The organism is Pseudomonas asturiensis, assembly GCF_900143095.1.
In the GTDB taxonomy this organism is placed as follows: domain Bacteria; phylum Pseudomonadota; class Gammaproteobacteria; order Pseudomonadales; family Pseudomonadaceae; genus Aquipseudomonas; species Aquipseudomonas asturiensis.
This window is the reverse complement of sequence record NZ_FRDA01000009.1, coordinates 113020-138189: the sequence shown is the minus strand read 5'-3', so window position 1 is coordinate 138189 and position 25170 is coordinate 113020. Positions and strand designations below refer to the sequence as shown.

The following is a 25170-nucleotide window of genomic DNA, read 5'->3' as shown; positions in this document are numbered from 1 at the left end:
CGGGTTGTGAAACCAGGTCTGATGAACGGACATCGGGTGACCCTGAAATCACCCGATATCTGCCAGGGCTGCATTACACCTTGAGTTCAGGCTGCAACTGGGCAGGCTCCTTCTCCAGTTCTTCCTTCAGGTCTTCGTCACTGAGCATTTCGGCGATGTCACGCAAGCGCTCCACCACCCGCGCATTGACGCTGCCTTCAGGAAATTCGCCGTTCTCGTCCGGCTCGCCAGCGGGCTCGCCCACCAGCAGGCTCAACGCCTCGTCGGCCTGACGCACTGCGTAGATGTGGAACTGACCATCGCGCACCGCCTGCACGACCCGCTCGTCGAGCATCAAGGTGGTCACGTTGGCGTGAGGGATGATTGCACCCTGCTCGCCCGTCAGGCCACGCGCCTCGCACAGCCGGAAGAAGCCTTCGATTTTCTCGTTGACCCCACCGACGGCCTGCACTTCTCCGAACTGGTTGATGGAACCTGTGATCGCGAAGCACTGCTTGAGCGGCGTGCGCGACAGTGCCGAGATCAGCGTACACACCTCGCCGAGCGAAGCGCTGTCACCATCGACATAGCCATAGGATTGCTCGAGCGCGATGCTGGCCGAGATCGCCAGCGGGAATTCCTGCGCGTAACGGCTGCCCAGGTAACCGGTCAGGATCATCACGCCCTTGGAGTGAATCGGCTGGCCGAGATTGACCTCGCGTTCGATATCGACGATCCCGCTGCCGCCTGGATAAACCGTCGCAGAAATACGGGCTGGCACGCCAAAGGCTGAATCACCGACTTCCAGCACGGTCAGGCCGTTGCATTTGCCGACAGCGGCACCGTGTGTGTCGATCAGAATGACGCCTGCCATCATGTCATCGAGAATGCGGGCCGACACACGACCGGTACGCGTGGCCTTGGCCTTCAACGCACGTTCGATGTGGCCGGCGTCCGTCTTGTCGTCGCTGGCCAGCTGGCGAATGAAATCCGCCTCACTGACCAGTTGAAACAGGTCGCCAATGCGCGCCGAAAGACGCCCCTGATGCTCGGCCAGACGCGCACTGTAGGTCGCCAGACGCGCAACAGCGTCGGCGGTCAACGGTGCCATGCCCTCTTCCGAGGTGCGGGTTTTCAGCAACTGGGCAAATTGCTCCAGGGTTTCGTCGACCATCGGAATTTCTTCGTCGAAGTCGACCAGCACGCGAAACATCTCCTGGAAGTCCGGATCCAGATCCTGCAGCGTGTAGTACAGCGAACGCGAACCGATGATGACGATCTTGACGTTCCACGGAATGACCTGCGGCGTCAGTGTCACCGTTGCTACGCGTCCCAGCTCACCCAGCGGCGATTCCATTTTCAGCTTGCGCGACTGCAGGGTGCGCTTGAGCGCATCCCACACGAACGGCTCGCTGAGCATCTTTTCCGCTTCCAGAATCAGGAAGCCGCCGTTGGCACGGTGCAGCGCGCCGGGGCGCAACTGGCGGTAGGTCGTGTAGAGCGCGCCCTGATCCGTGCTGTACTCGATGCGGCCAAACAGGTTGTCGTAGGTCGGATGCGGTTCGAACACCACCGGCGCGCCGCCATCATGGGTATGACCCACGACCAGGCTCGGGCTGTATTGCTCTTCCAGAAGCTTGCGCGCCTGGGCATCGGTCTTGCTGTCGTCGACCAGTTGCTCGACCAGTGTTTTGAGCAGGTAAACCTGCATCGCCTGCAAATAAGCGCAGACGGCGGCGTTCTCGGCGTACTTTTCCGACAACGGCGCCAGCAAAGGCTGCAGGGTAAGCGTGATAGTTTCTTCGTTAAGCTGACGCAGCTGGTTGTTCGACTCACGCTTCCACTGCGGGAGACTGGCCAGCTCCTCGTTCAGACGCTCTTCAAGAGCAGAAATGTCTTCATGAAAACGCTCGCGATCTGCTTCCGGCAGTTGCGAGAACTCGGCTTCGTCCAGCGCCTTGCCGTCGGCCATCGGGGTGAAGGCAATATTGGAGCTGTCGCGGTACAGCGCAATGTCCTTTTCCAGCGACAGGCGCTCGATCACGTCCAGCGCGCGGTCATAGCGCTGGTTGAACGCGCGATCGATCGAACTCTTCTTTTGCTGATACGAGGGGTGCTCGAACACGGCCGGAAACGTCACCAGCAGGTTGTCGATCAGACCGCCAATGTCAGCCATGAAGGCGTGCGCCGTGCCCGGCGGCAATTCCAGTGCCTTGGGCTCGCGGGGCTCGTCGAAGTTGTTGACGTAGACCCAGTCCGATGGCGTCTGCATCCGCTTGCCTTCGGCCTTGAGGTAGCGCTTCACGAACGAGAAACGGCCGGTGCCGGGTTCGCCCATGACAAACACGTTGTAACCGGGACGCGGCATCGCGACCCCGAACTGCAAGGCCTCTACCGCTCGCTCCTGGCCGAGCACACCGCGAAAGGGTTCCAGATCGTTGGTGGTCGAAAAGCTGAACTGTTCAGCGGAAAACGGACGGGTCAGCGCGTGAGGCGCCAGGCGTAGGTTGGCTGCGACAGAATCGGGCATCAGTGTTCCTTACATCAGGCGGGGCAGATGTCGGCATTCTGGCGCTCGCCGCACACGACTTGCAAGGCAGGCGTTCAAGCCAGAGGACGACTGTATGATTTTCATCCCCATGAATGGCATTTCAGCCGCAATAAAAAATGCTGTTTTACGCAATATTCTGCAATCGCTCACGGAACCCTTGGAACCGACCTAAGCTCAAAACTGCGCGGGTGGTTGTTAAACGGCTATCCGGCTTGGTGTGACACCAAAGAAACTCGACCCTTGGCTGAACATAAATAGAGAAAAAAGCTATGAAACGGATTCTTCTCGGAACGCTCTTCGCTGCAGTTTCCATCAACGCCATGGCTCAAGCGCCAGGCGGCCCGGATTGCGGTTGGGGCAACATGCTGTTTGAAGGTCAACGCGGTACTCCCGCTCACTTCCTGGCTTCTACCACCAACGGTACTTCGGGCAACGCCACATTCGGCATGACCTCCGGCACCAACGGCTGCTCCACCAACAGCGCCCTGACTTATGGCGGCAAATCCTGGCTGGCCATGAACGGCATGATGGACGAGCTTTCCAAGGACATGGCCATGGGCCAAGGCGAAGCACTGACCACCTACGCGGTCGTGCTGGGCGTTGCACCGCAAGATCGTGCACGTTTCGCCGCCGTCACTCACGAGCACTTCTCGCAAATCTTCAGCAAGGCTGACGCCACTGCCGAAGACGTTCACACCAACACTGTCAACGTCCTGAAAAACGATCCAACCCTGGCCAAGTACGCTACCCAGGCTTAAAGTCGTTCGCCCGCCCTTCTTTCAGAGGGGCGGGACTCTTCTCCCTGACTAGTTGCCCTCTATGCTCAAACGTCTTGTCTTGCTGGCGCTGTTTGTGTGTGCCCCCTTGTCTGCCGCCCCACGCGTGGCTGCCGACCGTTTGCAGCAACTGGCCAACGAGCCATTCTGGATTTCACTGGGCCACTACGAGGCGGGCAAGCTCGGCGGCTGGCGCAGTTATGTTGACGACCCCAAATTCTTTCTCGCGGCTGATGGCGCGCATGACCCTAAGGCCGAACTGAGCGCGACGCTCGATGCCATTTATGCCCCTGTCACCCAAGAGCAGACTCACGCCCAGTGCGTTTACCCTGCAAGAACCCGCTGGCTGCGCGATCAGTTGAAGCTGACCGACCTGCCCGTGCTGGACTGCAAGGAATTCAAGACCTGGTACAAGGATGTGGCCCCGGACAGCACAGTGCTGATCTTCCCGGCGGCCTACCTCAACAGCCCTTCTTCGATGTTCGGCCACACGCTGCTGCGAATCGACCCCGCCAGCGCGAAAGCCAACAACACGACATTGCTCAGCTACGCGATCAACTTCGGCGCCTACATCGAAGGCATGGATAACAGCATTCTTTACGCCTGGAAGGGCCTGATGGGGGGTTATCCGGGCCTGTTCGCACTGGTGCCCTATCAGGAAAAACTGTCGGAATACCGCAGCCTGGAGAACCGGGATCTGTGGGAATACCGATTGAACCTGACACCCGAGGAAACCGGGCGCATGGTGGAGCATGTGTGGGAGCTGAAACAGATTCGCTTCAGCTATTTCTTCTTCGATGAAAACTGCTCGTATCGCCTGCTTGAACTGCTGCAGGTCGCCCGCCCAGGGCTGCACCTGACTGAACAGTTCGGCCTGACTGCCATTCCCACCGATACCGTCAAGGCAATCAAGGCTGCGGGCCTTGTGGAAAGCATCGATTATCGCCCTTCCCGCGAACGCGAACTGCTGAGCCGCGCCGAACCGCTTGATGCCGACGAGCAGCAATGGGTACTGAAAGTCAGTGCCGATCAGAAGCAGTTGAAAGACAGCCAGTATCTGGCGCAGCCCAAAGAGCGTCGTGCATTGATTCAGGACGCGGCCTATCGACTGGAGCGCTATCGCGCCAATGGCCTGGAACGTGACGCTGCGCGCTCGCAGCGCAGCTTCGAACTGCTACAGGCCATCAACCAGAACCCGCCGCCGCAGCTGGACATCCAGCGACCCGGCCTGCCGGAAGACGGGCATGAGTCCCGTACCTGGCAACTGGGTGTCGGCACCCGGGGCGACCGAGCTTTCGGTGAGTACGGCCTGCGTATGGCGTACCACGACCTGAACGACAACGCCTACGGCTTCCCGCTCGGTGCGCAGATCGAGATTCTGCAGCTCAAGGTACGCCAATACGAAGGCAACGACTGGCAGGTTCAGCAACTGGATCTGGCGACCATTCGCTCGTTGACACCTCGCACTGAACTGCTCAAACCGTGGTCATGGCAAGTCACCGGCGGCCTTGAGCGCGTGCTGGGCAAGCATGGCGATGAAAACCTGGTCAGCCATGTCAACGGCGGCGCAGGCGGTACCTGGCAGTTGGGTGACGAAGTGCTGGGCTTCGCGCTGGGCACGGTGCGCGTCGAGCACAACAACGACTTCTCGGCATTCATCTCCCCAGCCGCCGGCTTCAATACCGGCCTGCTGTGGCGCAACCCGCTGGGCAACCTGAGCCTTGAAGCCAAGGGCGATTATTTCACCAATGGCGAAGTACGCCGCAGCGTCAGCCTCAACCAGCAGTGGGAACTGTCGCGAAACGTCGGCCTGCGCCTGAGTGCCCAGCGTGAATTCAGCCAGATGAGTTCGCCACAGAACGAAGTGATGCTCGAGGTGAAGTGGTATCACTATTGATACCGTGGGCGATGATGACGCGACCCGCTGACCATCACTTCAGTTTGATGTCTGAGCGACGGTATCTCACTGTCCAGCGCCCTGTTGATACTGGTGATATGTTGATCGGCATCGGTCTATGTAAACTCGGTAAAGATCGCTAGCGCTCGATTTGGCTGGCTTCAAGCTGTAAGTAAGCGCTGATGGTGCCAGATGCGTGTCTGCGCAAGTTGTGAAAAACTGCAGCGGATGCGTGAGACCAGCGACTCGGCGTGAATCGTTCATCGGCTGGCACAGCGACACTACTTATTCCCTACATCGTTTTTACAAATAACTCACATATTCGCTTCTAGACTCACCTCATACGTCGAGGAAGTCGCCATGAAGCTGCATTGGGTGTTGTTGTCGCTGGCCATCGGGCTGGCAGGTTGTCAGTCCGCCCGTGACCAGATGCTGGCTGAAGGGTACCCGCCGGGCTTCGCCGACGGGTATGAGGATGGATGCGTCAGTGGCAAGGCGGCAGCGGGCTCGTTTTCCGGGCAATTCAGAAAAAACGTCCCCCGCTACCTGAAAGATCGCCTTTACGCTCAAGGCTGGAGCGATGGCTTTCGCCAGTGCCAGGCGTCCGAGGACCGTCGCGACCGACTGAACCCCGGCCAGATCTTCAATGACCGGGACCGCGACTGGGAGCGGGAAAAGACCCGCAGCGCCGCAAAAGCCTACCGCCCGAACTGATTGGCACGCAGCATCCGGCATTTCAACGAAACCAATCACCTCGCACAGTGGCCCAAACCCAATTAGGGAGGACACTTTATGAGTCGCGCATTTGTAAACGAAGACAATGCGGCTGCCGACGCCAGTCAGCCGGTGGAGCGACTGGTCAGCGAACAGCCCAATTACGTCACTGCTCACGGCCTGATGCTGCTGCAACGACAGGTGAGCGATCTTCAGGCTCAGCACAGCGCGCAGACGGCGCTGAGCGACAACACCGACAAGCAGCGCCTGGCAGATCTGGAGCGCGATCTGCGCTACTTCAATCAGCGGCTGCACAGCGCACAAGTCGTCACGCCCGCGCTTTCGACCGAAAAAGTGCAGATTGGCAGTTGGGTAACATTTGCCGATGAGGACGACCAACAACAGCGCGTGCAACTGGTCGGGGAAGATCAGGCCGATGCGGCCAATGGATTGATCAACTGGGGGTCGCCACTGGGCCGCGCGTTGCTGGGCGCGCAATTGGGCGATGAAGTGCTGTGGAAGCGACCGCTTGGGGATCAGGTGATCGAAGTGGTACTGATCGAGACGGACGAGAGGTAAGCGGACACCGGGCGTCGTGGAAGCAGACCGGGCGGCGTTCCGTTTGTCCGCGAATACTGTGTTTCAGTCACTGAATATTTGTCGGACGTGCTTGCCCTTTCGCGGACAAGTCCGCTCCCACAGAAAAAATATCGTTTCTTCAATGGGTTACACGTTGGCTGGTAAGAGGCGGCTTGCCATCGATGGGGTTTATCCATCTCGATATCAGCGACTGAAATGACGCCATCGCCGGCATGCCGCCTCTCACAGTACAGCAGTGTTACAACGCTGAATTACGCCAGTTTCTTGTGGCGTACGCGGTGCGGCTGGGCAGCAGCATCGCCCAGACGCTTTTTACGGTCGGCTTCGTATTCGGTGTAGTTGCCTTCGAAGAACACCGCTTGCGAGTCGTCCTCATACGCCAGGATGTGAGTCGCGACGCGGTCAAGGAACCACCGATCGTGGGAGATCACAATGGCGGCGCCCGGGAAGTCCAGCAGCGCTTCTTCCAGCGAACGCAGGGTTTCAACGTCGAGGTCGTTGGACGGTTCGTCGAGCAGCAGCACGTTGCCACCCTCTTTCAGGGTCAACGCCAGGTGCAGACGACCGCGCTCACCACCGGAGAGGTCCTTGACGAACTTCTGCTGATCGCCGCCCTTGAAGTTGAAGCGACCCACGTAGGTGCGCGACGGAATTTCGTAGTTGCCGATGCGGATCACGTCCGAACCGTCCGACACTGCCTGGAACACCGACTTGCTGCCATCCAGGTCGTCACGGCTCTGGTCAACGCAGGCCAGTTGCACGGTTTCACCGATTTCGATGCTGCCCGAATCCGGCTGTTCCTTGCCCATCAGCATGCGGAACAGGGTCGACTTACCAGCACCGTTACCGCCGATCACGCCGACGATGGCGCCCTTAGGCATGGAGAACGACAGGTTGTCGATCAACACGCGATCGCCATAACCCTTGGAAACGTTCTTGAACTCGATAACCTTGTCGCCCAGACGCGGACCGGCCGGAATGTAGATCTCATTGGTTTCGCTGCGCTTCTGGAATTCCTGCGATTGCATTTCTTCGAAGCGCTGCAGACGGGCCTTGGACTTGGACTGACGCGCCTTGGCACCCTTGCGAACCCATTCCAGCTCGTCTTTCATGGCCTTTTCATGGGCCGACTGCTGCTTGGATTCCTGGGCCAGACGATCGGACTTGGCTTCAAGCCAGCCCGAATAGTTGCCCTCGTAAGGAATGCCCGCGCCGCGGTCGAGTTCCAGAATCCAGCCCGCGACGTTGTCCAGGAAGTAACGGTCGTGCGTGATCGCAACCACGGTGCCCGGGAAGTCGTGCAGGAAATGCTCCAGCCAGGCGACGGAATCGGCGTCCAGGTGGTTGGTCGGTTCGTCGAGCAACAGCATGTCCGGTGCGGACAGCAGCAGGCGGCACAGTGCAACGCGGCGTTTTTCACCCCCCGACAGCACGGAAATCTGCGCATCCCAGGCGGGCAGACGCAGCGCGTCGGCGGCAACTTCCAGCTGGCGCTCCAGGTTGTGGCCGTCGCTGGCTTGCAGAATCGCTTCAAGCTTGGCCTGCTCGGCAGCCAGCTTGTCGAAGTCGGCATCAGGGTCGGCGTATTCGGCGTAGACCTGATCCAGACGCGCCTGAGCGTCCTTGATGACGCTGACCGCTTCTTCCACGACCTCACGAACGGTCTTGGTAGGGTCAAGTTGCGGCTCTTGCGGCAGATAACCCACGTTCAGTTCAGGCATCGGGCGTGCTTCGCCATCGAATTCGGTGTCGACGCCGGCCATGATTTTCAACAGCGTGGACTTACCCGAACCGTTGAGACCCAGCACGCCGATCTTGGCGCCGGGGAAGAAAGACAGGGAGATGTTTTTGAGGATTTCCCGCTTCGGCGGCACAACTTTGCTCAGCCGATGCATGGTAAAGACGTATTGGGCCATGGAATGAAAACCTGGTGTCTGTGATAAGGACCGATTAAGTGCGCGAGCTTAAAGCTCCGGCCGGGAAAAAGCTTTTATTTGTCTTTCAGACTTGCCGCGTGGCCGTTACGGGCCTTGAATCAACGCAAGCAGAAACGGATTCGAGGGTGACGGCAACTATAAAGCTGGATCAGTGTTTGCAAGCAGTGGAATCACTCATGCAGGAGTCGGGCAGTCATCGCGCGTTGCGCAAAGCTACCCGAATGCGGCCTGCAGGGCAAACGATCCGGCCCGGCAGGACTGGCACTCTGCCACAACTCAAGGCATGCTAGCCGCCCTTCGGGCGACCGGCTTATATTGCATAACGCATCGCTGCTTCAGTTAAGTAGTCAGGAACAACGATTTGCCCACGTCAACGTCCCCATTGTCATCGCGTATCGCCAAAGACCGTACGAGCGGGCCCCTGCGTGGCTCATTGAAAGGTGTCTTGGCAGCGTTGGTGCTCATGATGCTGGCACTGCTGCTCTGGCAACAGCTCGACCAGTTTCATCAGACACAGGAGCGTCAGCGCCAACGTAGCCTGGACTACGCCAATCAGCTTTCCGACAGGCTGAACCTGAACATGGCACTGAGTGCGCAGATCGCCATAAATCTGCTCGACGAGGCGGCCGGTGAGGAAGGCGACCTGGAGCATGCGTCAACGCTCGACACCCTGCGCAGTGCCCTGCCCGCTCTGCGCAGCGTGGTCAGCCTCAACCCGACAGGCGAGGTAATCAGAGACAGCGCAGCCGCAGCCAGTGATGGGGCCTTCCTGAAGACAGCACTGAAACAGGCTTTGGGCCGCCCTTATTTCTATACCAGCGACGAACAGGGCACACAGATCTACCTGCTGATGCGTCAGGGCAATGGCAACAGCGGCAATTACTGGGCGCTGCGTCTGGAGACCGAAGCACTCAATGGCTTCATCCAGCAACCCGCGCAAGACTTCCAGCACCTCTGGCGCCTGGAGAAACGCGTCTCCCAGAACGTTATCCTGCGTGAATCCGCGCACGATGATGATGCGGACACAGGCCACACCGAAACCATCCTGTTGCAGCCCCTGAGTAACAGCGACTGGCAATTGCGCGGCCTGTTCGACACTCACAAGACACGGCGTGACCTGCTCGCACCGCTGATCGCCAAATGCCTGATCGGCCTGCTGTTCTCGATTGTACCGCTGGTGGCACTGCTCAGCCTGCGGCGGCGTCAGCGTCAATTGCTTGAGAGTCGCCGTCGTTATCGGGAAATTTTCGAAGGCGCGGGCGTTGCGATCTGCGTCATGGACATGTCCGGCCTGCCCGAGCGACTGGAGACTCTGCATATCCACACCAGCGAGGATCTGGACCTTTTTCTCAAAACCCAGCCGGGCAGCCTCAGGCACCTGCTGCAGCACTTGCGTATCAACGAGGTCAACAATGTCGCGCTGGACCTCTTGTCGGTTCAGTCCAGTGAGCAAGCATGGCAGCGTTTGATCGAAGGCGAGTCGCGCGCGCATCCCGGCATCGGCGTCGAGGTGATTCGCGCAATTCTGGACAAGCAACCGCGACTGGAACTGGAAACCCGCCTCATTCAGGACAGTGGCCAGGACCAGCACTTGTGGCTGGTGCTCAGGCTGCCTGAAAGCCGCAGCGACTTCGACGCCGTGATCCTGAGCATCGGCGACATCACCAGTCGCAAGCAGATCGAGCTGTCGCTGGTGGAGCGCGAAAGCTTCTGGTCGGATGTGGTGCGCACGGTCCCGGATCACCTGTATGTGCAGGATGTGCTCAGCCAGCGCATGATCTACAGCAACCACCACCTGGGGCATACGCTGGGTTACAGCAAGTCCGAGCTGCACGCGATGGGCGAGTTTTTCTGGGAAATCCTGCTGCACCCGGACGATGCCAAGCCTTATCAAGACATGCGTCTGCGCCAGCGCCACCACGGCCACAACGAACTGCTGCAATGCGTTTTGCGCTTTCGTGATCGCGACAACAACTGGCGGTGCTTCGATATTCGCGAACAGGCCCTGGCGCGCGACGGTCAGGACCTGGTGACCCGCATCATAGGCGTGGCCAAGGACATCACCGACCAGGTTGCGTCCAGCCAGTCACTGCGTGACAGCGAGCAGCGTTATCGCATGCTCGCCGAAAGCATCAGCGACGTGATCTTCTCCACTGACAGCCGGCTTGAGGCCAACTACGTCAGCCCGTCAGTGCAGAGCGTGCTGGGCTACAGCGCCGACTGGATCCTGAACCACGGCTGGGGTGCGGCGGTCGCCAACCGGCAGCAACTGGTCGGGTTCGACACGCTGATGAGGTCCATCAGCAAAGTACTCGACAAGCCCGAGGAGCTGGCGCGCCTGCGCAGCGACACCGCGCCGCGGCTGTTTCTGTTCGACTGCCTGCGGGCTGACGGCCGCAAGATCCCGGTGGAGTTGCGTCTGGTACTGGTGTGGGACGAGCACGACAACTTCGAAGGTATCCTCGGTGTCGGCCGCGACATCAGTCAGCAGCGGCGCGCCGAAAAAGACCTGCGCATGGCGGCGACGGTTTTCGAACACTCGACCTCGGCCATCCTGATTACCGATCCTGCAGGCTACATCGTCCAGGCGAACGAAGCGTTCACTCGGGTCAGTGGCTATGAAGTGGTTCAGGTGCTGGATCAGTTGCCGGGCATGCTGACGGTGGAAGCCGAGCAGGAAGCGCACGTGCACTACATCCTCACGCAACTCAAAGAGCGCGGCTCCTGGGAGGGCGAGATCAGGCTCAAACGACGCAGCGGCGAGCATTATCCTGCCTGGGTCGGCATCACGGCGGTGGTTGACGATGAAGGCGACCTGGCGAGCTATGTGTGCTTTTTCAGCGACATCAGCGAGCGCAAGGCCAGCGAACAACGCATTCATCGACTGGCCTATTACGACGCCCTGACGCACCTGCCCAACCGCACACTGTTCCAGGATCGTCTGCATTCGGCCCTGCAGCAGGCCGAACGTCAGCAGGCCTGGGTGGTGCTGATGTTTCTGGACCTTGACCGTTTCAAACCGATCAATGACTCCCTGGGCCATGCCGCAGGCGATCGCATGCTCAAGGAAATGGCCACACGCCTGCTGGCCTGCGTGACCGACGACGATACGGTTGCACGCATGGGCGGCGATGAATTCACCCTGTTACTGCAGCCAGGCCCTACACGGGACAGCGCACTGAAGCGCGCCATTCATGTGGCCGAAAAGATCCTCACCAGCCTGGTGACACCCTTTGTGCTCGAGGGGCGTGAGTTCTTCGTGACGGCCAGTATCGGCATCGCCCTGAGCCCTCAGGACGGCAATGAACTGAGCCAGTTGATGAAGAACGCCGACACCGCGATGTACCACGCCAAGGAGCGCGGCAAGAACAACTTCCAGTTCTATCAGGCAGACATGAACGCCACAGCTCTGGAACGCCTGGAACTGGAGAGCGACCTGCGCCATGCGCTGGAGCAGAAGGAGTTCACGCTGTATTACCAGCCGCAGTTCAGCGGAGACGGCAAACGCTTGACCGGGGCCGAGGCATTGCTGCGCTGGCGTCACCCGCGTCGCGGGCTGGTTCCGCCCAACGACTTCATCCCGGTCCTTGAAGAGCTGGGCCTGGTCGTTGAAGTAGGCGACTGGGTGCTGACCGAAGCCTGCAGCCAGCTCAAGCAGTGGCATCAGGCCAAGGTGCGCGTGCCGAAAGTGTCGGTGAACATCTCGGCACGGCAGTTCTCGGACGGCCAGCTTGGCAAACGCATCGCCAACATCCTGAATCAGACCGGCCTCTCACCGGCGTGCCTGGAGCTGGAGCTGACCGAAAGCATCCTGATGCGCGAGGTCAATGAGGCCATGCAGATCCTCGACGGCCTCAAGAACCTGGGCCTCAGCATTGCGGTGGATGATTTCGGCACGGGCTACTCGTCGCTGAACTACCTCAAGCAATTCCCGATCGACGTATTGAAAATCGACCGCACCTTCGTCGACGGCCTGCCTTCCGGCGAGCAGGACGCGCAGATCGCCCGGGCAATCATCGCCATGGCCCACAGCCTGAATCTGGCGGTGATTGCCGAAGGTGTGGAAACCCAGGAGCAACTGGACTTCCTGCGCGAACACGGCTGCGACGAAGTGCAGGGCTACCTCTTCGGCCGCCCGATGCCCGCCCACCAGTTCGAAGCGCAGTTCAGCAATGATGCGTTGTTCATGCTGGATTGAACGGGCTTGTGACTGATGCTTACGGTATCCATCGTTCGTAATGGACAAGTGCAGACCCTGTGGGGCGGCTTGCCGGCGATGCGGTTTTCAGTCGGCCTGGCAGCGCCTGGCCTGGCGCTATCGCCGGCAAGCCGCCTCCCACGGAGTGCGCAGTTCACATCCCGGTGGGAGTGAGCTTGCTCACGAAGAGGCCGGCACATCCGCTGAAGCAGGGTCGTCTGACCCATGGCTTTCGCGGACAAGTCCGCTCCCACGGAGTGAAAACCGGTCCCATTAGCCAGTGGGAGCGGACTTGTCCGCGAAGGGGCCAGTACATTCAGCCAATGTATGGCGCCTGAAACTCAGTCTTCGCGGACAAGTCCGCTCCCACGAAGTGTTCAGCCAGCCATCACTGTTCAGCTCGATTCCACGCCCTTTTTGACGAGTGTACGACGCCGAGCACTGAAGCGCGGGAACCCTCACTCTGGCGCAAGCTGCACCCCATTCATCTGTCACATGACTGCCTTTCATATGCCAGATAAAACCCGATGGGTTAGAATGCCCCCCTTTTCCGCCATGCCCCCTTGAGGACTGCCATGTTCAGCCGTGATTTGACTCTCGCGAAGTACGACGCCGATCTGTTTGCCGCCATGGAGCAAGAAGCTCAGCGTCAGGAAGAACACATCGAGCTGATTGCCTCGGAAAACTACACCAGTCCGGCCGTCATGGAAGCTCAGGGCTCGGTCCTGACCAACAAGTACGCCGAAGGCTACCCAGGCAAGCGTTACTACGGCGGCTGCGAATACGTAGACGTGGTCGAGCAACTGGCCATCGACCGTGCCAAGGAACTGTTCGGCGCCGATTACGCCAACGTCCAGCCGCACGCAGGCTCGCAAGCCAACTCGGCTGTGTACCTGGCGCTGCTGCAGGGCGGCGACACTATTCTGGGCATGAGCCTGGCACACGGCGGTCACCTGACCCACGGCGCGAGCGTTTCGTCGTCGGGCAAGCTGTACAACGCAGTGCAGTACGGCATCGACGCCAACGGCATGATCGACTACGACGAAGTCGAGCGTCTGGCCGTTGAGCACAAGCCAAAAATGATCGTGGCCGGTTTCTCTGCCTACTCGCAGATTCTGGACTTCCCGCGCTTCCGCGCCATCGCTGACAAGGTCGGTGCCTACCTGTTCGTCGACATGGCCCACGTGGCCGGTCTGGTCGCCGCTGGCGTCTACCCGAACCCGGTGCCTTTCGCTGACGTCGTGACCACCACCACCCACAAGACCCTGCGCGGTCCACGTGGCGGTCTGATCCTGGCTCGCGCCAACGCCGACATCGAGAAAAAGCTGAACTCGGCCGTATTCCCAGGCGCACAAGGCGGCCCGCTGGAACACGTCATTGCCGCCAAGGCCGTGTGCTTCAAGGAAGCGCTGCAGCCTGAGTTCAAGGCGTACCAGCAGCAAGTGGTCAAGAACGCCAAGGCCATGGCCGGCGTGTTCATCGAACGCGGTTTCGACGTGGTATCCGGCGGTACTGAAAACCACCTGTTCCTGCTGTCGCTGATCAAGCAGGACATCTCCGGTAAAGACGCCGACGCCGCCCTGGGTCGTGCCTTCATCACCGTCAACAAAAACTCCGTCCCGAACGACCCACGCTCTCCGTTCGTCACCTCCGGCCTGCGCTTCGGCACCCCGGCAGTGACCACTCGCGGCTTCAAGGAAGCAGAGTGCAAGGAACTGGCTGGCTGGATCTGCGACATCCTGGCTGACCTGAACAACGAAGCCGTGATCGACGCGGTACGCGAGAAGGTCAAGGCCATCTGCGCCAAGCTGCCGGTTTACGGCGCTTGATCAGATCCGTTTGACGCGGTAACCAAAAACCCCGACTCGAAAGAGCCGGGGTTTTTTATTGCCCGTGCATTTGAGGGATTTGTCTTCCAGCAGCTCGTCGGAGCGTTTGGACACTACGTAACCGGCGACTCGCCATGGCTGTCATCCGTTCGTTGAGCTGCCGGAGGGTGGCTAAGGCAAAACAAGATATTCCTTACAGAGGAAACACAACGCAGACCAACAGGTGCGGAATCAACCTACAGACGTCGAAACTGATCAGTGAAAAGCTAGCGATTCGATGTACAGCCCCCGCGAACACAAGCGTCACTGTGAAATATCGCTAATGACCACACTGCTGAAAGACTAGGAAGCCACTCCCTGGATCGCCCGGTAGCGGTCTAGCCATGACAGAACCCAACCCCTCTCCTGTTCAATAAAAACCATCATGCTCATGAAAGTCGAAAGCCGCCTGCTGATCCCATGCCTGGCCGTGCTGGTTGCTCAGTCAGGCATAACGCTTCATCTGCCGTCCCTGCCTTCGATAGCAGAAGATTTAAATGCGCCCGATCATTTTTCGGCGCTGACGCTGTCGAGCTTTCTGATTGGCATGGGGTTGACGATGTTGTTATGGGGCAAGCTTGCTGTAAAGCTGGGTAGCCGGAGGACACTGATCTGGGCGCTGGCGTTGTTTGCAGTGGGCAGTTTATGGATTGCGTTATCGACTGACACCTCTACATTTCTGATCTGCCGCGTGGCTCAAGGGACTGCGGCGGGTGGTATTTCAGTCATGGCCCGCACGCTCTTACGCGACAGTTATAGCGCACAACAATTGCCCGCTGCGCTGAGTTGGCTTTCTGTCTGTTTCGTCCTGGCGTTAGGCGTCGCGCAGTTTGGCGGCTCCCTTCTGCATGCAGCCTGGGGCTGGCAGGCGGTATTTTTGGCCAGCGCGACGTCAGGTGCTCTGGCAATCTTGCCAACAAGGTTGTTGGCTGCGGCCACTCCTTTTAAACGCCACCGCGCACAACCACCCCCCTCGTATGGGAGCCTGATTCGGGATCCAGGATTTATAAGCCCGGTGCTGGCAGGCGGGCTGGGGTATGGGGTGGTCGTCCTTTTCGGTGCAAGCGGGCCCGCCATCTTTCAACTGCACTTCAACTGGACGGTCCTGGAGTATGGCTGGATCGGCTGGCCCATCAGCGGCGCCTATCTGCTGGGCGCCTTATCGGTCAATCGACTGATCACGAGGTGCAGCCAGCAACAGGGGCTGTTGATCGGATTGAAATGCCTCACAGGAGGCGCTCTGCTGATGGGCGCAGGGCAAGTGTTTTATCCCGCGTCAGCCGCTTTACTCTGGCTGCCTTACTGCCTGCTGCTGATGGGCCAGGGCATCGTCTATCCGCTTTGCCAGTCCCTCGCCAGCCAGAGCACGCCTGTGGCAGGCCCTCACACGATGGCACTTACAGGCTTCATTCATCAGGCGGTAGCCGCGTGCTGTGCACTGATCTCGAGCGTACTACCGGAAGGGCACCCCGCGCCCTTTACATGTGTGTGCATCGCGCTTTCAGCGCTGGCGCTGAGTGTCTACTCGCTCAGCGTCAGAAGAAGCCGTTCTTGAAAAGACTCAAATACGGCCTCTCCCTGGAAGCTCTTCAACCCAACATCGCCTCGAATCCCGCCCGAATCTTCTCCTCCGGCAGCTCATCGGCGATGAACACGATCACGCTCTCGCGCGGCTCGCCTTCGGCCCATTCGGTGTCCCAGTCGAAGCCATACAGCTTGAGCACGCCCTGAAACACCATGCGCCGGTCTTCACCCGCGATGTTGAGCACGCCTTTGTAGCGCAGCAGCTGTTTGCCGTGGTCTTCCAGCAGTTCGTTCATGAATTCGCTGAGACGGTCCAGATCCAGGGGCTTGTCGCTGCGCAGGACGAGGCTGGTGATGCGATCGCCGGAGTTGCCGACCGGCGCCAGGGGACGCAGGACTATGCCGCCGCCAAGGTCGGCATTGAGGTTGAAGCCACGCACGTCGAGCAATTCGGCCAGATCGATTCTGCCGTGCTCGACGATACGGATCGGAGCGCGGCGGTTGATGCGGGTCAAGCGCGCACTGAGGGCTTCAAATGCGGCGTCGTCCACCAGATCGCGCTTGCTCACCAGCAACCGGTCGGCAAAGCCGATCTGCGCCTGGGCGATGGTCTGGCTCAGGTGAGTGTCAGCGTGCGCGGCATCGACCAGGGTGATGATGCCGTCAAGGATATAGCGCTCACGCAGTTCTTCGTCGATGAAAAAAGTCTGCGCAACGGGAGCAGGATCGGCCAGGCCGGTGCATTCGATCACCAGCCGGTCGAAGGCGATTTCGCCGCTGTCCAGGCGTTCGAGCAGCAGGTACAGCGCTTTGGTCAGGTCCGTGTGGATGGTGCAGCAGACGCAGCCATTGGACAGGGTCATGACTTGCACGGGGTCAGTGCCCAGCAACTGGCTGTCGATGCCGGCATCGCTGAACTCGTTCTCGATCACGGCAATCTTCAGGCCGTGCTCGGCCTTGAGCAGATGGCGCAAGAGCGTGGTCTTGCCTGCGCCGAGAAAGCCGGTCAGCACAGTGACGGGGATAGGTTGCAACTCGCTCATAAAGCTCCAGGCATGATGCATTTGGCTGAAATGAAAACGCGCCACAGGTAACAGCCTGTGGCGCGTCGAGTCAAACGATAACGCAGATCAGAGGATCAGCAGCACTTCGGGCCACCCTTGCCGCCGTAACGCGCTTCTTGCCGCTCCCGAAAGAACTGCTCGTAGGTCATCATCGGCTTGTCCGGGTGCGTGGTCTGCATATGCTCGACGTACGTGTCGTAGTCCGGCATGCCCACCATCAGGCGTGCGGCCTGACCGAGGTATTTCCCGAGACGACTCAGGTCATTGAACATTGGCAAATCCTCTGTGGGCGACCATCGTCACACCTGCGACGCTGGCGGCATGGCCTGGAACGGCGCTTCCTTGTCGGTACGCTCCTTCTTGCCCCAGGCCGCAATGCCGACTTTCAGGGCGTAGAACAGGATACTGAACACCACGAACAGGAACAGTATGGTCAGGCCCGCGTTGGTGTACGCGTTGAAGATCACATGCTGCATCTGGTCCATGGTCTTGGCCGGGGCGAGAATCTGACCGGCTTCCGCCGCTGCGCTGTATTTCTTGGCCAGGGCCAGGAAGCCAACGGCAGGGTTGGAGTCGAACAGTTTGATCAGGCCTGCGGTCACGGTGCAGATCAGCAGCCAGGTGGCGGGCAGCATGGTGACCCAGACGTAGCGCTGACGCTTCATCTTGATCAGCACGACGCTTGCGAGCATCAGCGCGATACCGGCCAGCATCTGGTTGGAGATACCGAACAGCGGCCACAAGGTGTTGATGCCTCCCAGCGGATCGATCACACCCTGATACAGCAGATAACCCCAGAGCGCGACGCAACCACCGGTGCCGATGGCGTTGGCGGTCCAGGACTCCGTACGTTTGAGCGCGGGAACGAAGCTGCCCAGCAAGTCCTGCAGCATGAAGCGACCGGCACGCGTACCGGCGTCCACCGCCGTCAGGATGAACAGGGCTTCGAACAGGATCGCGAAGTGGTACCAGAACGCCATGGTGTTTTCACCCGGCAGCACCTGGTGCAGGATCTGCGCGATACCGACTGCGAGCGTCGGTGCACCGCCGGCACGGGCCAGAACAGTGTTCTCGCCGATGTCCTTGGCCACCGCCGTCAGCTGTTCAGGCGTAATGGTGAAGCCCCAACTGGTGACGGTCTGCGCAACCGATACCACGTCGCTGCCAACCACGGCCGCCGGGCTGTTCATGGCGAAGTAAACACCTGGCTCGATCACCGAAGCGGCAACCATCGCCATGATGGCCACGAAAGATTCCATGAGCATGCCGCCGTAACCGATGTAACGGGCGTTCTTCTCGTTATCCAGCAGCTTGGGCGTGGTGCCCGAAGAGATCAGCGCGTGGAAGCCCGATACCGCACCGCACGCGATGGTGATGAACAGGAACGGGAACAGAGCGCCCTTCCAGACCGGACCCGTACCGTTGGTGAACTGGGTCAGGGCCGGCATTTTCAGCTCGGGTGCCAGGATCAGGATGCCGATCGCCAGGGCCACGATGGTGCCGATCTTCAAAAAGGTCGACAGGTAGTCACGGGGTGCCAGCAGCAGCCAGACCGGCAGCATCGCCGCCACAAAGCCATAGCCCACCAGCATCCAGGTGATCTGTACGCCGGTGAAGGTGAACGCCGGGCCCCAGGTCGGGTCGGCCGCGACTGCGCCGCCGATCCAGATGGAGGCCAGCAGCAGAATCACGCCGATGATGGAGATTTCACCGATACGGCCCGGGCGGATGTAGCGCATGTAAATGCCCATGAACATCGCAATCGGGATGGTCGCCATGACGGTGAACATGCCCCACGGGCTCTCTGCCAGGGCTTTCACCACGATCAGCGCCAGCACCGCGAGGATGATGATCATGATCAGGAAGCAGCCGAACAAGGCGATGGTGCCGGGAATACGGCCCATCTCCTCGCGCACCATGTCGCCCAGCGAGCGACCGTTACGGCGTGTGGAGAGGAACAGGATCATGAAGTCCTGTACTGCACCGGCCAATACCACACCGGCAATCAGCCACAGCGTGCCGGGCAGATACCCCATCTGCGCCGCCAGTACCGGACCGACCAGCGGGCCTGCGCCTGCGATGGCCGCAAAGTGGTGACCGAAAAGAATGTGTTTGTTGGTCGGCACATAGTCCAGACCATCGTTGTTCACCACTGCAGGCGTTGCGCGCAGCGGGTCGAGTTGCATGACGTGATTGGCGATGAAAAGACTGTAGTAACGATAAGCAACCAGATAGATGGCAACCGCCGCGACCACTATCCACAAGGCGTTGATCGCCTCACCGCGGCGCAAGGCCACGACCCCCAGAGCACATGCTCCAACAATTGCGACGATGAGCCAGGGAACGTGGCGCATCAGACTATTATTATTTTTCATTTTTTTATTCCAGCAGAGTTGACTAGAAGGCAAGCAATGCGAGTTTAGCGCTGTCACAGCGAAAGGCCACCCCCCACGATGGTCTAGACCGAAATTTGATCAATTAAGGCAGATACCCGGCATAGAGCGTCCGGCGTGCGCTCGCGGACAGATGGGCAATAAAACTGTGACGGCCATCTGTCCGACGGCCTCTTTCAGGTCTATGGTGCATGAAAGACCGTATTGATCAGCCGCAACGCCATGCTCCTGGCACCGGGAAGCCGCAACGAGAGAGTTCACTTGATGACTGACTCACATGCAGATCGCCGACGTTTCAAACGCATCGCTTTCGACGCCACAACCGACCTGATGCAAGGCGATAACCACTGGAAAGTACAACTGGTCGACCTGTCGCTCAAGGGTCTGCTGATCGAGCGGCCCGATCCCTGGACGGGAGACGCCGCGCAGGACTTTCAGGTAGACATCCACCTCAGCCCTGACGCCTACGTGAAAATGGACGTGCACCTGACCCACGACAATAACCGCCAGTTGGGTTTTGTCTGTCGACACATCGGCCTGCAGTCGATCAGCCACTTGAAGCGGCTGGTCGAGCTGAACCTTGGCGATGAAGAGGAGCTGGATCGCGAGCTGGCCGCGCTGATCGAAATCTAGCGCCGCCTACTCGAACAGCGCATCCAGCGCCTGTTCAAGACGGGTCACGGCAATGATCTGGAATCCCGGAGGCGCTTCTTTCGGCGCATTGGCCTTGGGCACGATGGCCCGCTTGAAACCATGCTTGAACGCCTCTTTAAGACGCTCCTGCCCGCTGGGCACCGGCCTCACCTCGCCTGAAAGCCCCACCTCGCCGAAGACCAGCAAGTCATGTGGCAACGGCCGATTGCGCAAGCTCGACATGACCGCTGCCATCAACGCCAGATCGGAAGCCGTTTCCAACACCTTCACACCGCCTACCACGTTGAGAAACACGTCCTGATCGTGAGTCGGGATGCCTCCGTGCCGGTGCAGAACCGCCAACAGCATCGCCAGTCGATTCTGATCAAGACCCAGCGTGACCCGACGTGGATTGGACATATGGCTGTCGTCCACCAGCGCCTGGACTTCGACCAGCATGGGACGCGTACCTTCCCACGTGGCCATGACCACACTGCCCGGCACTTCTTCCTGAGCACGAGTAAGAAAGATCGCCGACGGATTGGAGACTTCTTTCAGGCCCTTGTCGGTCATGCCGAACACGCCCAGTTCGTTCACCGCGCCGAAGCGGTTTTTCACGGCGCGCAGCAGACGCAGGCGGCCGTCAGACTCACCTTCGAAATACAGCACCGTGTCGACCATGTGCTCCAGCACGCGAGGTCCGGCCAGCGCGCCTTCCTTGGTGACGTGTCCGACCAGGAAAATGGCCGTGCCACTCTGTTTGGCGTAGCGCACCAACAGCGCAGCGCTTTCACGCACCTGCGCCACGCCGCCCGGCGCAGATTGCAGTTGTTCGGTGAAGATGGTCTGGATGGAATCGATCACCATTACCTTGGGCTGCTCGACCCGCGCCGTGGCGATGATGGATTCAATACAGGTTTCGGTCATGACCCGCAGCTTGTCCTGCGGCAGGCCCAAACGTCGGGCGCGCATGGCGACCTGCTGCTGGGATTCCTCACCCGTCACGTACAGCGCAGGCATGCGTTGCGCAATGTTGCACAGGGTTTGCAGCAGGATCGTGGACTTGCCGATGCCGGGATCACCGCCGATCAGCACCACAGAGCCGTCCACCAGACCGCCGCCCAGCACGCGGTCCAGCTCGGCGGAATTGGTCGAAAAACGGGGAATTTCCTCGACGCTGACCTCGGCCAGGGTCTTGATCTGCGCTTGTGCGCCGGTCCAGCCTGCACGCCCGCTCGGCGGCGCAGCCGCGCCGCTTTCGATCATGGTCTCGACAAGGGTGTTCCAGGCACCGCAGTCGCTGCACTGGCCCGCCCATTTGGGAAACGTCGCGCCGCATTCTGTGCAGCCGTACAAGCGTTTGGCCTTGGCCATGACAACCCCAGTCGTAAAAGCGCACATCATAACGCAGGTTATGGCACCCGGCGGCCGGTCATCGGAGCCGGGCGCTCAAGACCCGATAAAACTTCCACGGCTCAGCCCGGTCGATTGAACGTGAACGGGCAACACCCGAATGAGTGCATTACACTTCATCGGGTCATTTCAGCTGTAACAAGGAATTACACATGAGCGTACTAAGCGAGTTTAAGGCCTTCGCGGTCAAAGGTAACGTGGTCGATATGGCCGTCGGTATCATCATTGGCGCGGCATTCGGCAAGATCGTTTCGTCGTTCGTCGGCGATGTAATCATGCCGCCACTGGGGCTGCTGATCGGTGGCGTTGACTTCAGCGACCTGGCGGTGACCCTCAGAGCCGCCGACGGAACAGCCCCGGCAGTGCTGCTGGCCTATGGCAAGTTCATCCAGACGGTCATTGACTTCATCATCGTCGCGTTCGCCATCTTCATGGGCGTCAAGGCCATCAACCGCCTGAAGCGTGAAGAAGCCAAGGCCCCTACCCTGCCGCCAACCCCTTCGAAAGAAGAAGTGCTGCTGGGCGAGATCCGCGACCTGCTCAAGGAGCAGAACAAGCCAGCGGCGCCGATCACTGTGGACCCTGCTCGTCCGGTGTAAGGATGCGCGGTGTTTGTGGGAGCGAGCTTGCTCGCGAAAGGGCCGGTACATCCAACAACTATTCAGCGACTGAAAGGCTCTATTCGCGGACAGATGGTACGCCGCCCGGTCCGCTCCCACAGGGGGTACGGGCCGTCTGACCGGGGCGGCGACCTACCAGTACGTCTCGACCGCCACTTGCCCCGGTTTGCGTGACAGGCTCAGGCGCATGTCACGCTGTTTGAGCAGGGCGCGGGTGTCGTCGATCATTTGCGGGTTGCCGCACAGCATCACTCGCGAGTGTTCGGGCGTGATCGCAATGCCAGCCGCGCGCTCCAGTTCACCGTTTTCAATCAACTGCGTGATTCGGCCGTTCAAGGCACCCGGATGCTGCTCGCGGGTGACGGTGGGCAAGAACAGGAACTTGTGGGCGTATTCAGCCAGGTACTCACGCTCCATCAGCTCGGCAATCAGCGATTGATACGCCAGCTCCCTGGACTCGCGCACGCTGTAGACCAGAATCACCCGCTCGAATTTTTCCCACACCTCGAAGTCCTGCAGGATCGACAGAAACGGGGCAACGCCGGTGCCTGTGGATAACAGCCACACGTCACGTCCATCGATGAAACGGTCCAGCGTCAGGTACCCGAAGGCCTGTTTCTCCACCATCAAGCTGTCACCCTCGCGCAGGCGGCTCAACTCGCTGGTGAACTCGCCGTCAGGCACCACGATAGAGAAAAACTCCAGAAATTCGTCGTGCGGGGACGACACCATCGAATAGGCGCGCCACACCGTGGTCCCATCCGCCTTGGTCACGCCCAGACGCGCGAACTGCCCCGCACGAAATCTGAAGCCTGGGTCGCGGGTGACGCGCAGGGTGAACAGATTGGGGGTCAATGGCGTGACACGCTGGAGCGTCTGCCGAGTGAACTTGTCTTCGCTGACGGTCATGGTGCGTCTCGGACTCCCTGAAATGAAAGGTGGTGAACAGTGTCCCGCAAAGCGCGTGCAATAAACACCTCCGGTTTGTAAGGGTTGCCAGACCAAAACGCTGACCCGTTTAGAGCATTTGGTTCTTGCGCCGCGATGCACTCGGATCGAACAGCTGTTAGCCAAATCATGCCGAGACGCGCTGTAACAGGTGTTTTGGCCAGATTACGCTTTCGGAAGTACATAAAGGCCATCAGTCCATCCGTCTGGACAACTGCTTACTCCCCAAAACTCATGATTGATCTTTTCTAGACTGGATAAAAGCACAGCAAACTTTCGCCATCAAAGGTATGGAGGCGATCAGGAACATCATGGACATCAACGCTTGGCATCTTCCCCATCCCAAAGAGTTGACCCAACGAGAAATCGAGGTCCTTCAATGGTCTGCAGAGGGCAAGACTGCTGCCGATATCGCGATCATTCTGAGCCTCAAGGAGCGCACGATCAATTTCCACGTGGCCAGTGCCATTTTGAAAATGGGCGCAACCAACAAAACCGCAGCAGTGGCCAGAGCGGTAAAAAGCGGGGTTGTCCGGCTGGACCTTTGACAGCGCAGCAATGGGCAGGTGCCAAAGCGAGAAAAGTACGTAAAATCACCTCCCTCAGCGAGCCCGTACGTCAACGGGCTTACGTGCCTGCTCAGAGTTCTCCTGCCAATGCCCTTGCTCATCAGCCCTTTTGCTCAACTTGACCTCATTCGCCAACCCGAACAGCAAGATGAGCCGCTACAGGCATTCGATGCCGCTGACGAGTACCTGCTCAACTTCGTCGCTGAAACCGGGCTGACCCTGCAAAGCCGCGTGCTGGTCCTCAATGACAGCTTCGGCGCGCTGGCGGCCAGCCTTGCGCCTCACGCAACGGTGGTCAGCAGCACCGACTCGTTCCTCGCCGCCCAGGGCCTTGAAAAAAACCTGACGCGCAACGGTCTGGCCTACGACAGCGTGCCGCTGATCCCCGCCAGCGCGCCGTTGACGGGTCCGTTTGACTGGGTACTGATCCGGGTGCCCAAGACGCTGGCTCTGCTTGAAGAACAACTGATTCGTCTGCAAGGCCAGCTGGCACCCGGTGCCCGAGTGATTGCAGCTGCGATGATCAAACACCTGCCGCGCTCGGCCGGCGATCTGCTCGAAGAGTACGTGGGGCCGGTGCAGGCTTCGCTGGCAGTCAAGAAAGCCCGTCTGCTGTTCGCCACACCGCAGATCAAGGAGATCAGGTCGTCACCCTATCCCACGCGCTACACGCTCGACGAGCCTGCCATCGAGCTGCTCAACCATGCCAACGTGTTCTGCCGGGAAGGCCTGGACATCGGCACGCGCGCCTTCCTGCCCTATCTGCCAAAAAACCTCGGCGCAGCGCGGGTCGCCGATCTGGGCTGTGGCAACGGCGTGCTGGCGATTGCCAGCGCACTGGCCAATCCCCAGGCGCAGTACACGCTGGTGGACGAGTCGTTCATGGCCGTGCAGTCCGCTGCCGAGAACTGGCGGGCCAGCCTGGGCGAGCGAGACGTGGTGATCTGCGCCGCCGACGGCCTGTCAGGCCAGGAGCCGGATTCGCTGGACGTGGTGCTGTGCAACCCACCCTTCCATCAGCAGCAGGTGGTCGGCGACTTCCTGGCCTGGCGCATGTTCCAGCAGGCCCGTGCGGCCCTCGTGACCGGCGGCGCGCTGTACATCGTCGGCAATCGTCATCTGGGGTATCACACCAAGCTGTCGCGGCTGTTCCGGGGTGTCGAGCAAGTGGCGGCGACACCCAAGTTCGTGATCCTCAAGGCCCGCAAGTAACACCCGGCTTTTCGCTGCTCAAAAAAAACCCTCCGAAACCGGAGGGTCTGTAAAACGTGTCCGTGGACACGGTGCGGGAATGCGGTGTGTGACCGATCAATGCGTGGTCAGGCCAGCCGCATTCATGAACATGCGCATCAGGCTGGCGACGATGAACAGCGCAAACACACTGCCCGCCCAGATGCCGACCAGCCAGGCCAGACGCTGCCAGAGCGGTTTGCTGAGTGCCGGATCCGGGTCGTGCATGGAGTTCTTGCCAGACATGATCAATCTC

At 59.8% G+C, this 25170-nt stretch carries 19 protein-coding genes; 11 read left to right on the top strand and 8 right to left on the bottom strand.

Annotated features, from left to right (window positions below; all coding sequences use genetic code 11):
• Positions 1-73: 73 nt before the first annotated feature.
• Positions 74-2509 carry a Lon protease family protein gene (locus tag BUB69_RS17040; RefSeq protein ID WP_073168761.1) on the bottom strand — a complete coding sequence of 812 codons (2436 nt, stop codon included), beginning with the start codon at positions 2507-2509 and terminating at the stop codon, positions 74-76.
• Between the two features lie 290 nt (positions 2510-2799).
• Between BUB69_RS17040 and BUB69_RS17035 the strand changes: the two genes are divergently transcribed.
• The 4 genes from BUB69_RS17035 to BUB69_RS17020 all read left to right on the top strand — a co-directional run bounded on the left by BUB69_RS17035 (position 2800) and on the right by BUB69_RS17020 (position 6496).
• The gene (locus tag BUB69_RS17035; RefSeq protein ID WP_024685455.1) at positions 2800-3288 is read left to right on the top strand and encodes a DUF3015 domain-containing protein; all 489 of its coding nucleotides are present in this window, start codon (positions 2800-2802) and stop codon (positions 3286-3288) included.
• A gap of 61 nt (positions 3289-3349) precedes the next feature.
• Entirely contained in the window at positions 3350-5203 is a 1854-nt protein-coding gene (locus tag BUB69_RS17030; RefSeq protein WP_073168760.1) for an Lnb N-terminal periplasmic domain-containing protein, read from the top strand.
• Positions 5204-5563: 360 nt separating this feature from the next.
• A complete protein-coding gene (locus BUB69_RS17025) occupies positions 5564-5917 on the top strand; it encodes a hypothetical protein (protein WP_073168759.1) in 354 nt (117 codons plus the stop codon).
• 78 nt (positions 5918-5995) lie between these two features.
• Positions 5996-6496, top strand: coding sequence for a GreA/GreB family elongation factor (locus BUB69_RS17020; protein ID WP_073168758.1), 501 nt, complete (start codon positions 5996-5998; stop codon positions 6494-6496).
• Positions 6497-6768: 272 nt separating this feature from the next.
• Here the strand turns inward: BUB69_RS17020 and ettA are convergent, their stop codons facing one another.
• A complete protein-coding gene (gene ettA, locus BUB69_RS17015) occupies positions 6769-8433 on the bottom strand; it encodes an energy-dependent translational throttle protein EttA (protein WP_073168757.1) in 1665 nt (554 codons plus the stop codon).
• 382 nt (positions 8434-8815) lie between these two features.
• Here ettA and BUB69_RS17010 point away from each other — a divergent pair, with 382 nt between their 5' ends.
• From BUB69_RS17010 to BUB69_RS17000, 3 genes are all read left to right on the top strand, one after another.
• Positions 8816-12652 carry a sensor domain-containing protein gene (locus tag BUB69_RS17010; protein ID WP_073168756.1) on the top strand — a complete coding sequence of 1279 codons (3837 nt, stop codon included), beginning with the start codon at positions 8816-8818 and terminating at the stop codon, positions 12650-12652.
• Positions 12653-13227: 575 nt separating this feature from the next.
• A complete protein-coding gene (gene glyA / locus BUB69_RS17005) occupies positions 13228-14481 on the top strand; it encodes a serine hydroxymethyltransferase (protein WP_073168755.1) in 1254 nt (417 codons plus the stop codon).
• A 424-nt stretch (positions 14482-14905) separates the two neighbouring features.
• Entirely contained in the window at positions 14906-16075 is a 1170-nt protein-coding gene (locus tag BUB69_RS17000) for an MFS transporter (protein WP_084537118.1), read from the top strand.
• Between the two features lie 34 nt (positions 16076-16109).
• On the opposite strand, the gene yjiA is transcribed toward BUB69_RS17000, so the two are convergent.
• The 3 genes from yjiA to BUB69_RS16985 all read right to left on the bottom strand — a co-directional run bounded on the left by yjiA (position 16110) and on the right by BUB69_RS16985 (position 19483).
• A complete protein-coding gene (yjiA, locus tag BUB69_RS16995; RefSeq protein ID WP_073168754.1) occupies positions 16110-17087 on the bottom strand; it encodes a GTPase in 978 nt (325 codons plus the stop codon).
• 95 nt (positions 17088-17182) lie between these two features.
• A complete protein-coding gene (locus BUB69_RS16990; RefSeq protein ID WP_004884022.1) occupies positions 17183-17380 on the bottom strand; it encodes a YbdD/YjiX family protein in 198 nt (65 codons plus the stop codon).
• Between the two features lie 27 nt (positions 17381-17407).
• Positions 17408-19483, bottom strand: a complete 2076-nt coding sequence (locus BUB69_RS16985) for a carbon starvation CstA family protein (protein ID WP_073168753.1) — start codon at positions 19481-19483, stop codon at positions 17408-17410.
• A gap of 282 nt (positions 19484-19765) precedes the next feature.
• Here BUB69_RS16985 and BUB69_RS16980 point away from each other — a divergent pair, with 282 nt between their 5' ends.
• Positions 19766-20134 (top strand): PilZ domain-containing protein, encoded by a 369-nt coding sequence (locus tag BUB69_RS16980; RefSeq protein ID WP_073168940.1) that lies wholly within the window; start codon positions 19766-19768, stop codon positions 20132-20134.
• A 6-nt stretch (positions 20135-20140) separates the two neighbouring features.
• On the opposite strand, the gene radA is transcribed toward BUB69_RS16980, so the two are convergent.
• Positions 20141-21508 (bottom strand): DNA repair protein RadA, encoded by a 1368-nt coding sequence (gene radA / locus BUB69_RS16975; protein ID WP_073168752.1) that lies wholly within the window; start codon positions 21506-21508, stop codon positions 20141-20143.
• A 191-nt stretch (positions 21509-21699) separates the two neighbouring features.
• On the opposite strand from radA, the gene mscL reads away from it, so the two are divergent.
• A complete protein-coding gene (gene mscL / locus BUB69_RS16970; protein WP_024684986.1) occupies positions 21700-22146 on the top strand; it encodes a large-conductance mechanosensitive channel protein MscL in 447 nt (148 codons plus the stop codon).
• 153 nt (positions 22147-22299) lie between these two features.
• Here the strand turns inward: mscL and BUB69_RS16965 are convergent, their stop codons facing one another.
• Positions 22300-23076: a ferredoxin--NADP reductase gene (locus tag BUB69_RS16965; protein ID WP_073168751.1), complete on the bottom strand. Its 777-nt coding sequence runs from the start codon at positions 23074-23076 to the stop codon at positions 22300-22302.
• A gap of 350 nt (positions 23077-23426) precedes the next feature.
• Here BUB69_RS16965 and BUB69_RS16960 point away from each other — a divergent pair, with 350 nt between their 5' ends.
• The gene (locus BUB69_RS16960) at positions 23427-23663 is read left to right on the top strand and encodes a helix-turn-helix domain-containing protein (RefSeq protein WP_084537121.1); all 237 of its coding nucleotides are present in this window, start codon (positions 23427-23429) and stop codon (positions 23661-23663) included.
• Positions 23664-23771: 108 nt separating this feature from the next.
• Entirely contained in the window at positions 23772-24896 is a 1125-nt protein-coding gene (locus BUB69_RS16955; RefSeq protein WP_073168749.1) for a methyltransferase, read from the top strand.
• Positions 24897-24992: 96 nt separating this feature from the next.
• Here the strand turns inward: BUB69_RS16955 and BUB69_RS16950 are convergent, their stop codons facing one another.
• Positions 24993-25160 carry a DUF2474 domain-containing protein gene (locus BUB69_RS16950; RefSeq protein WP_073168748.1) on the bottom strand — a complete coding sequence of 56 codons (168 nt, stop codon included), beginning with the start codon at positions 25158-25160 and terminating at the stop codon, positions 24993-24995.
• Between the last annotated feature and the right edge of the window lie 10 nt (positions 25161-25170).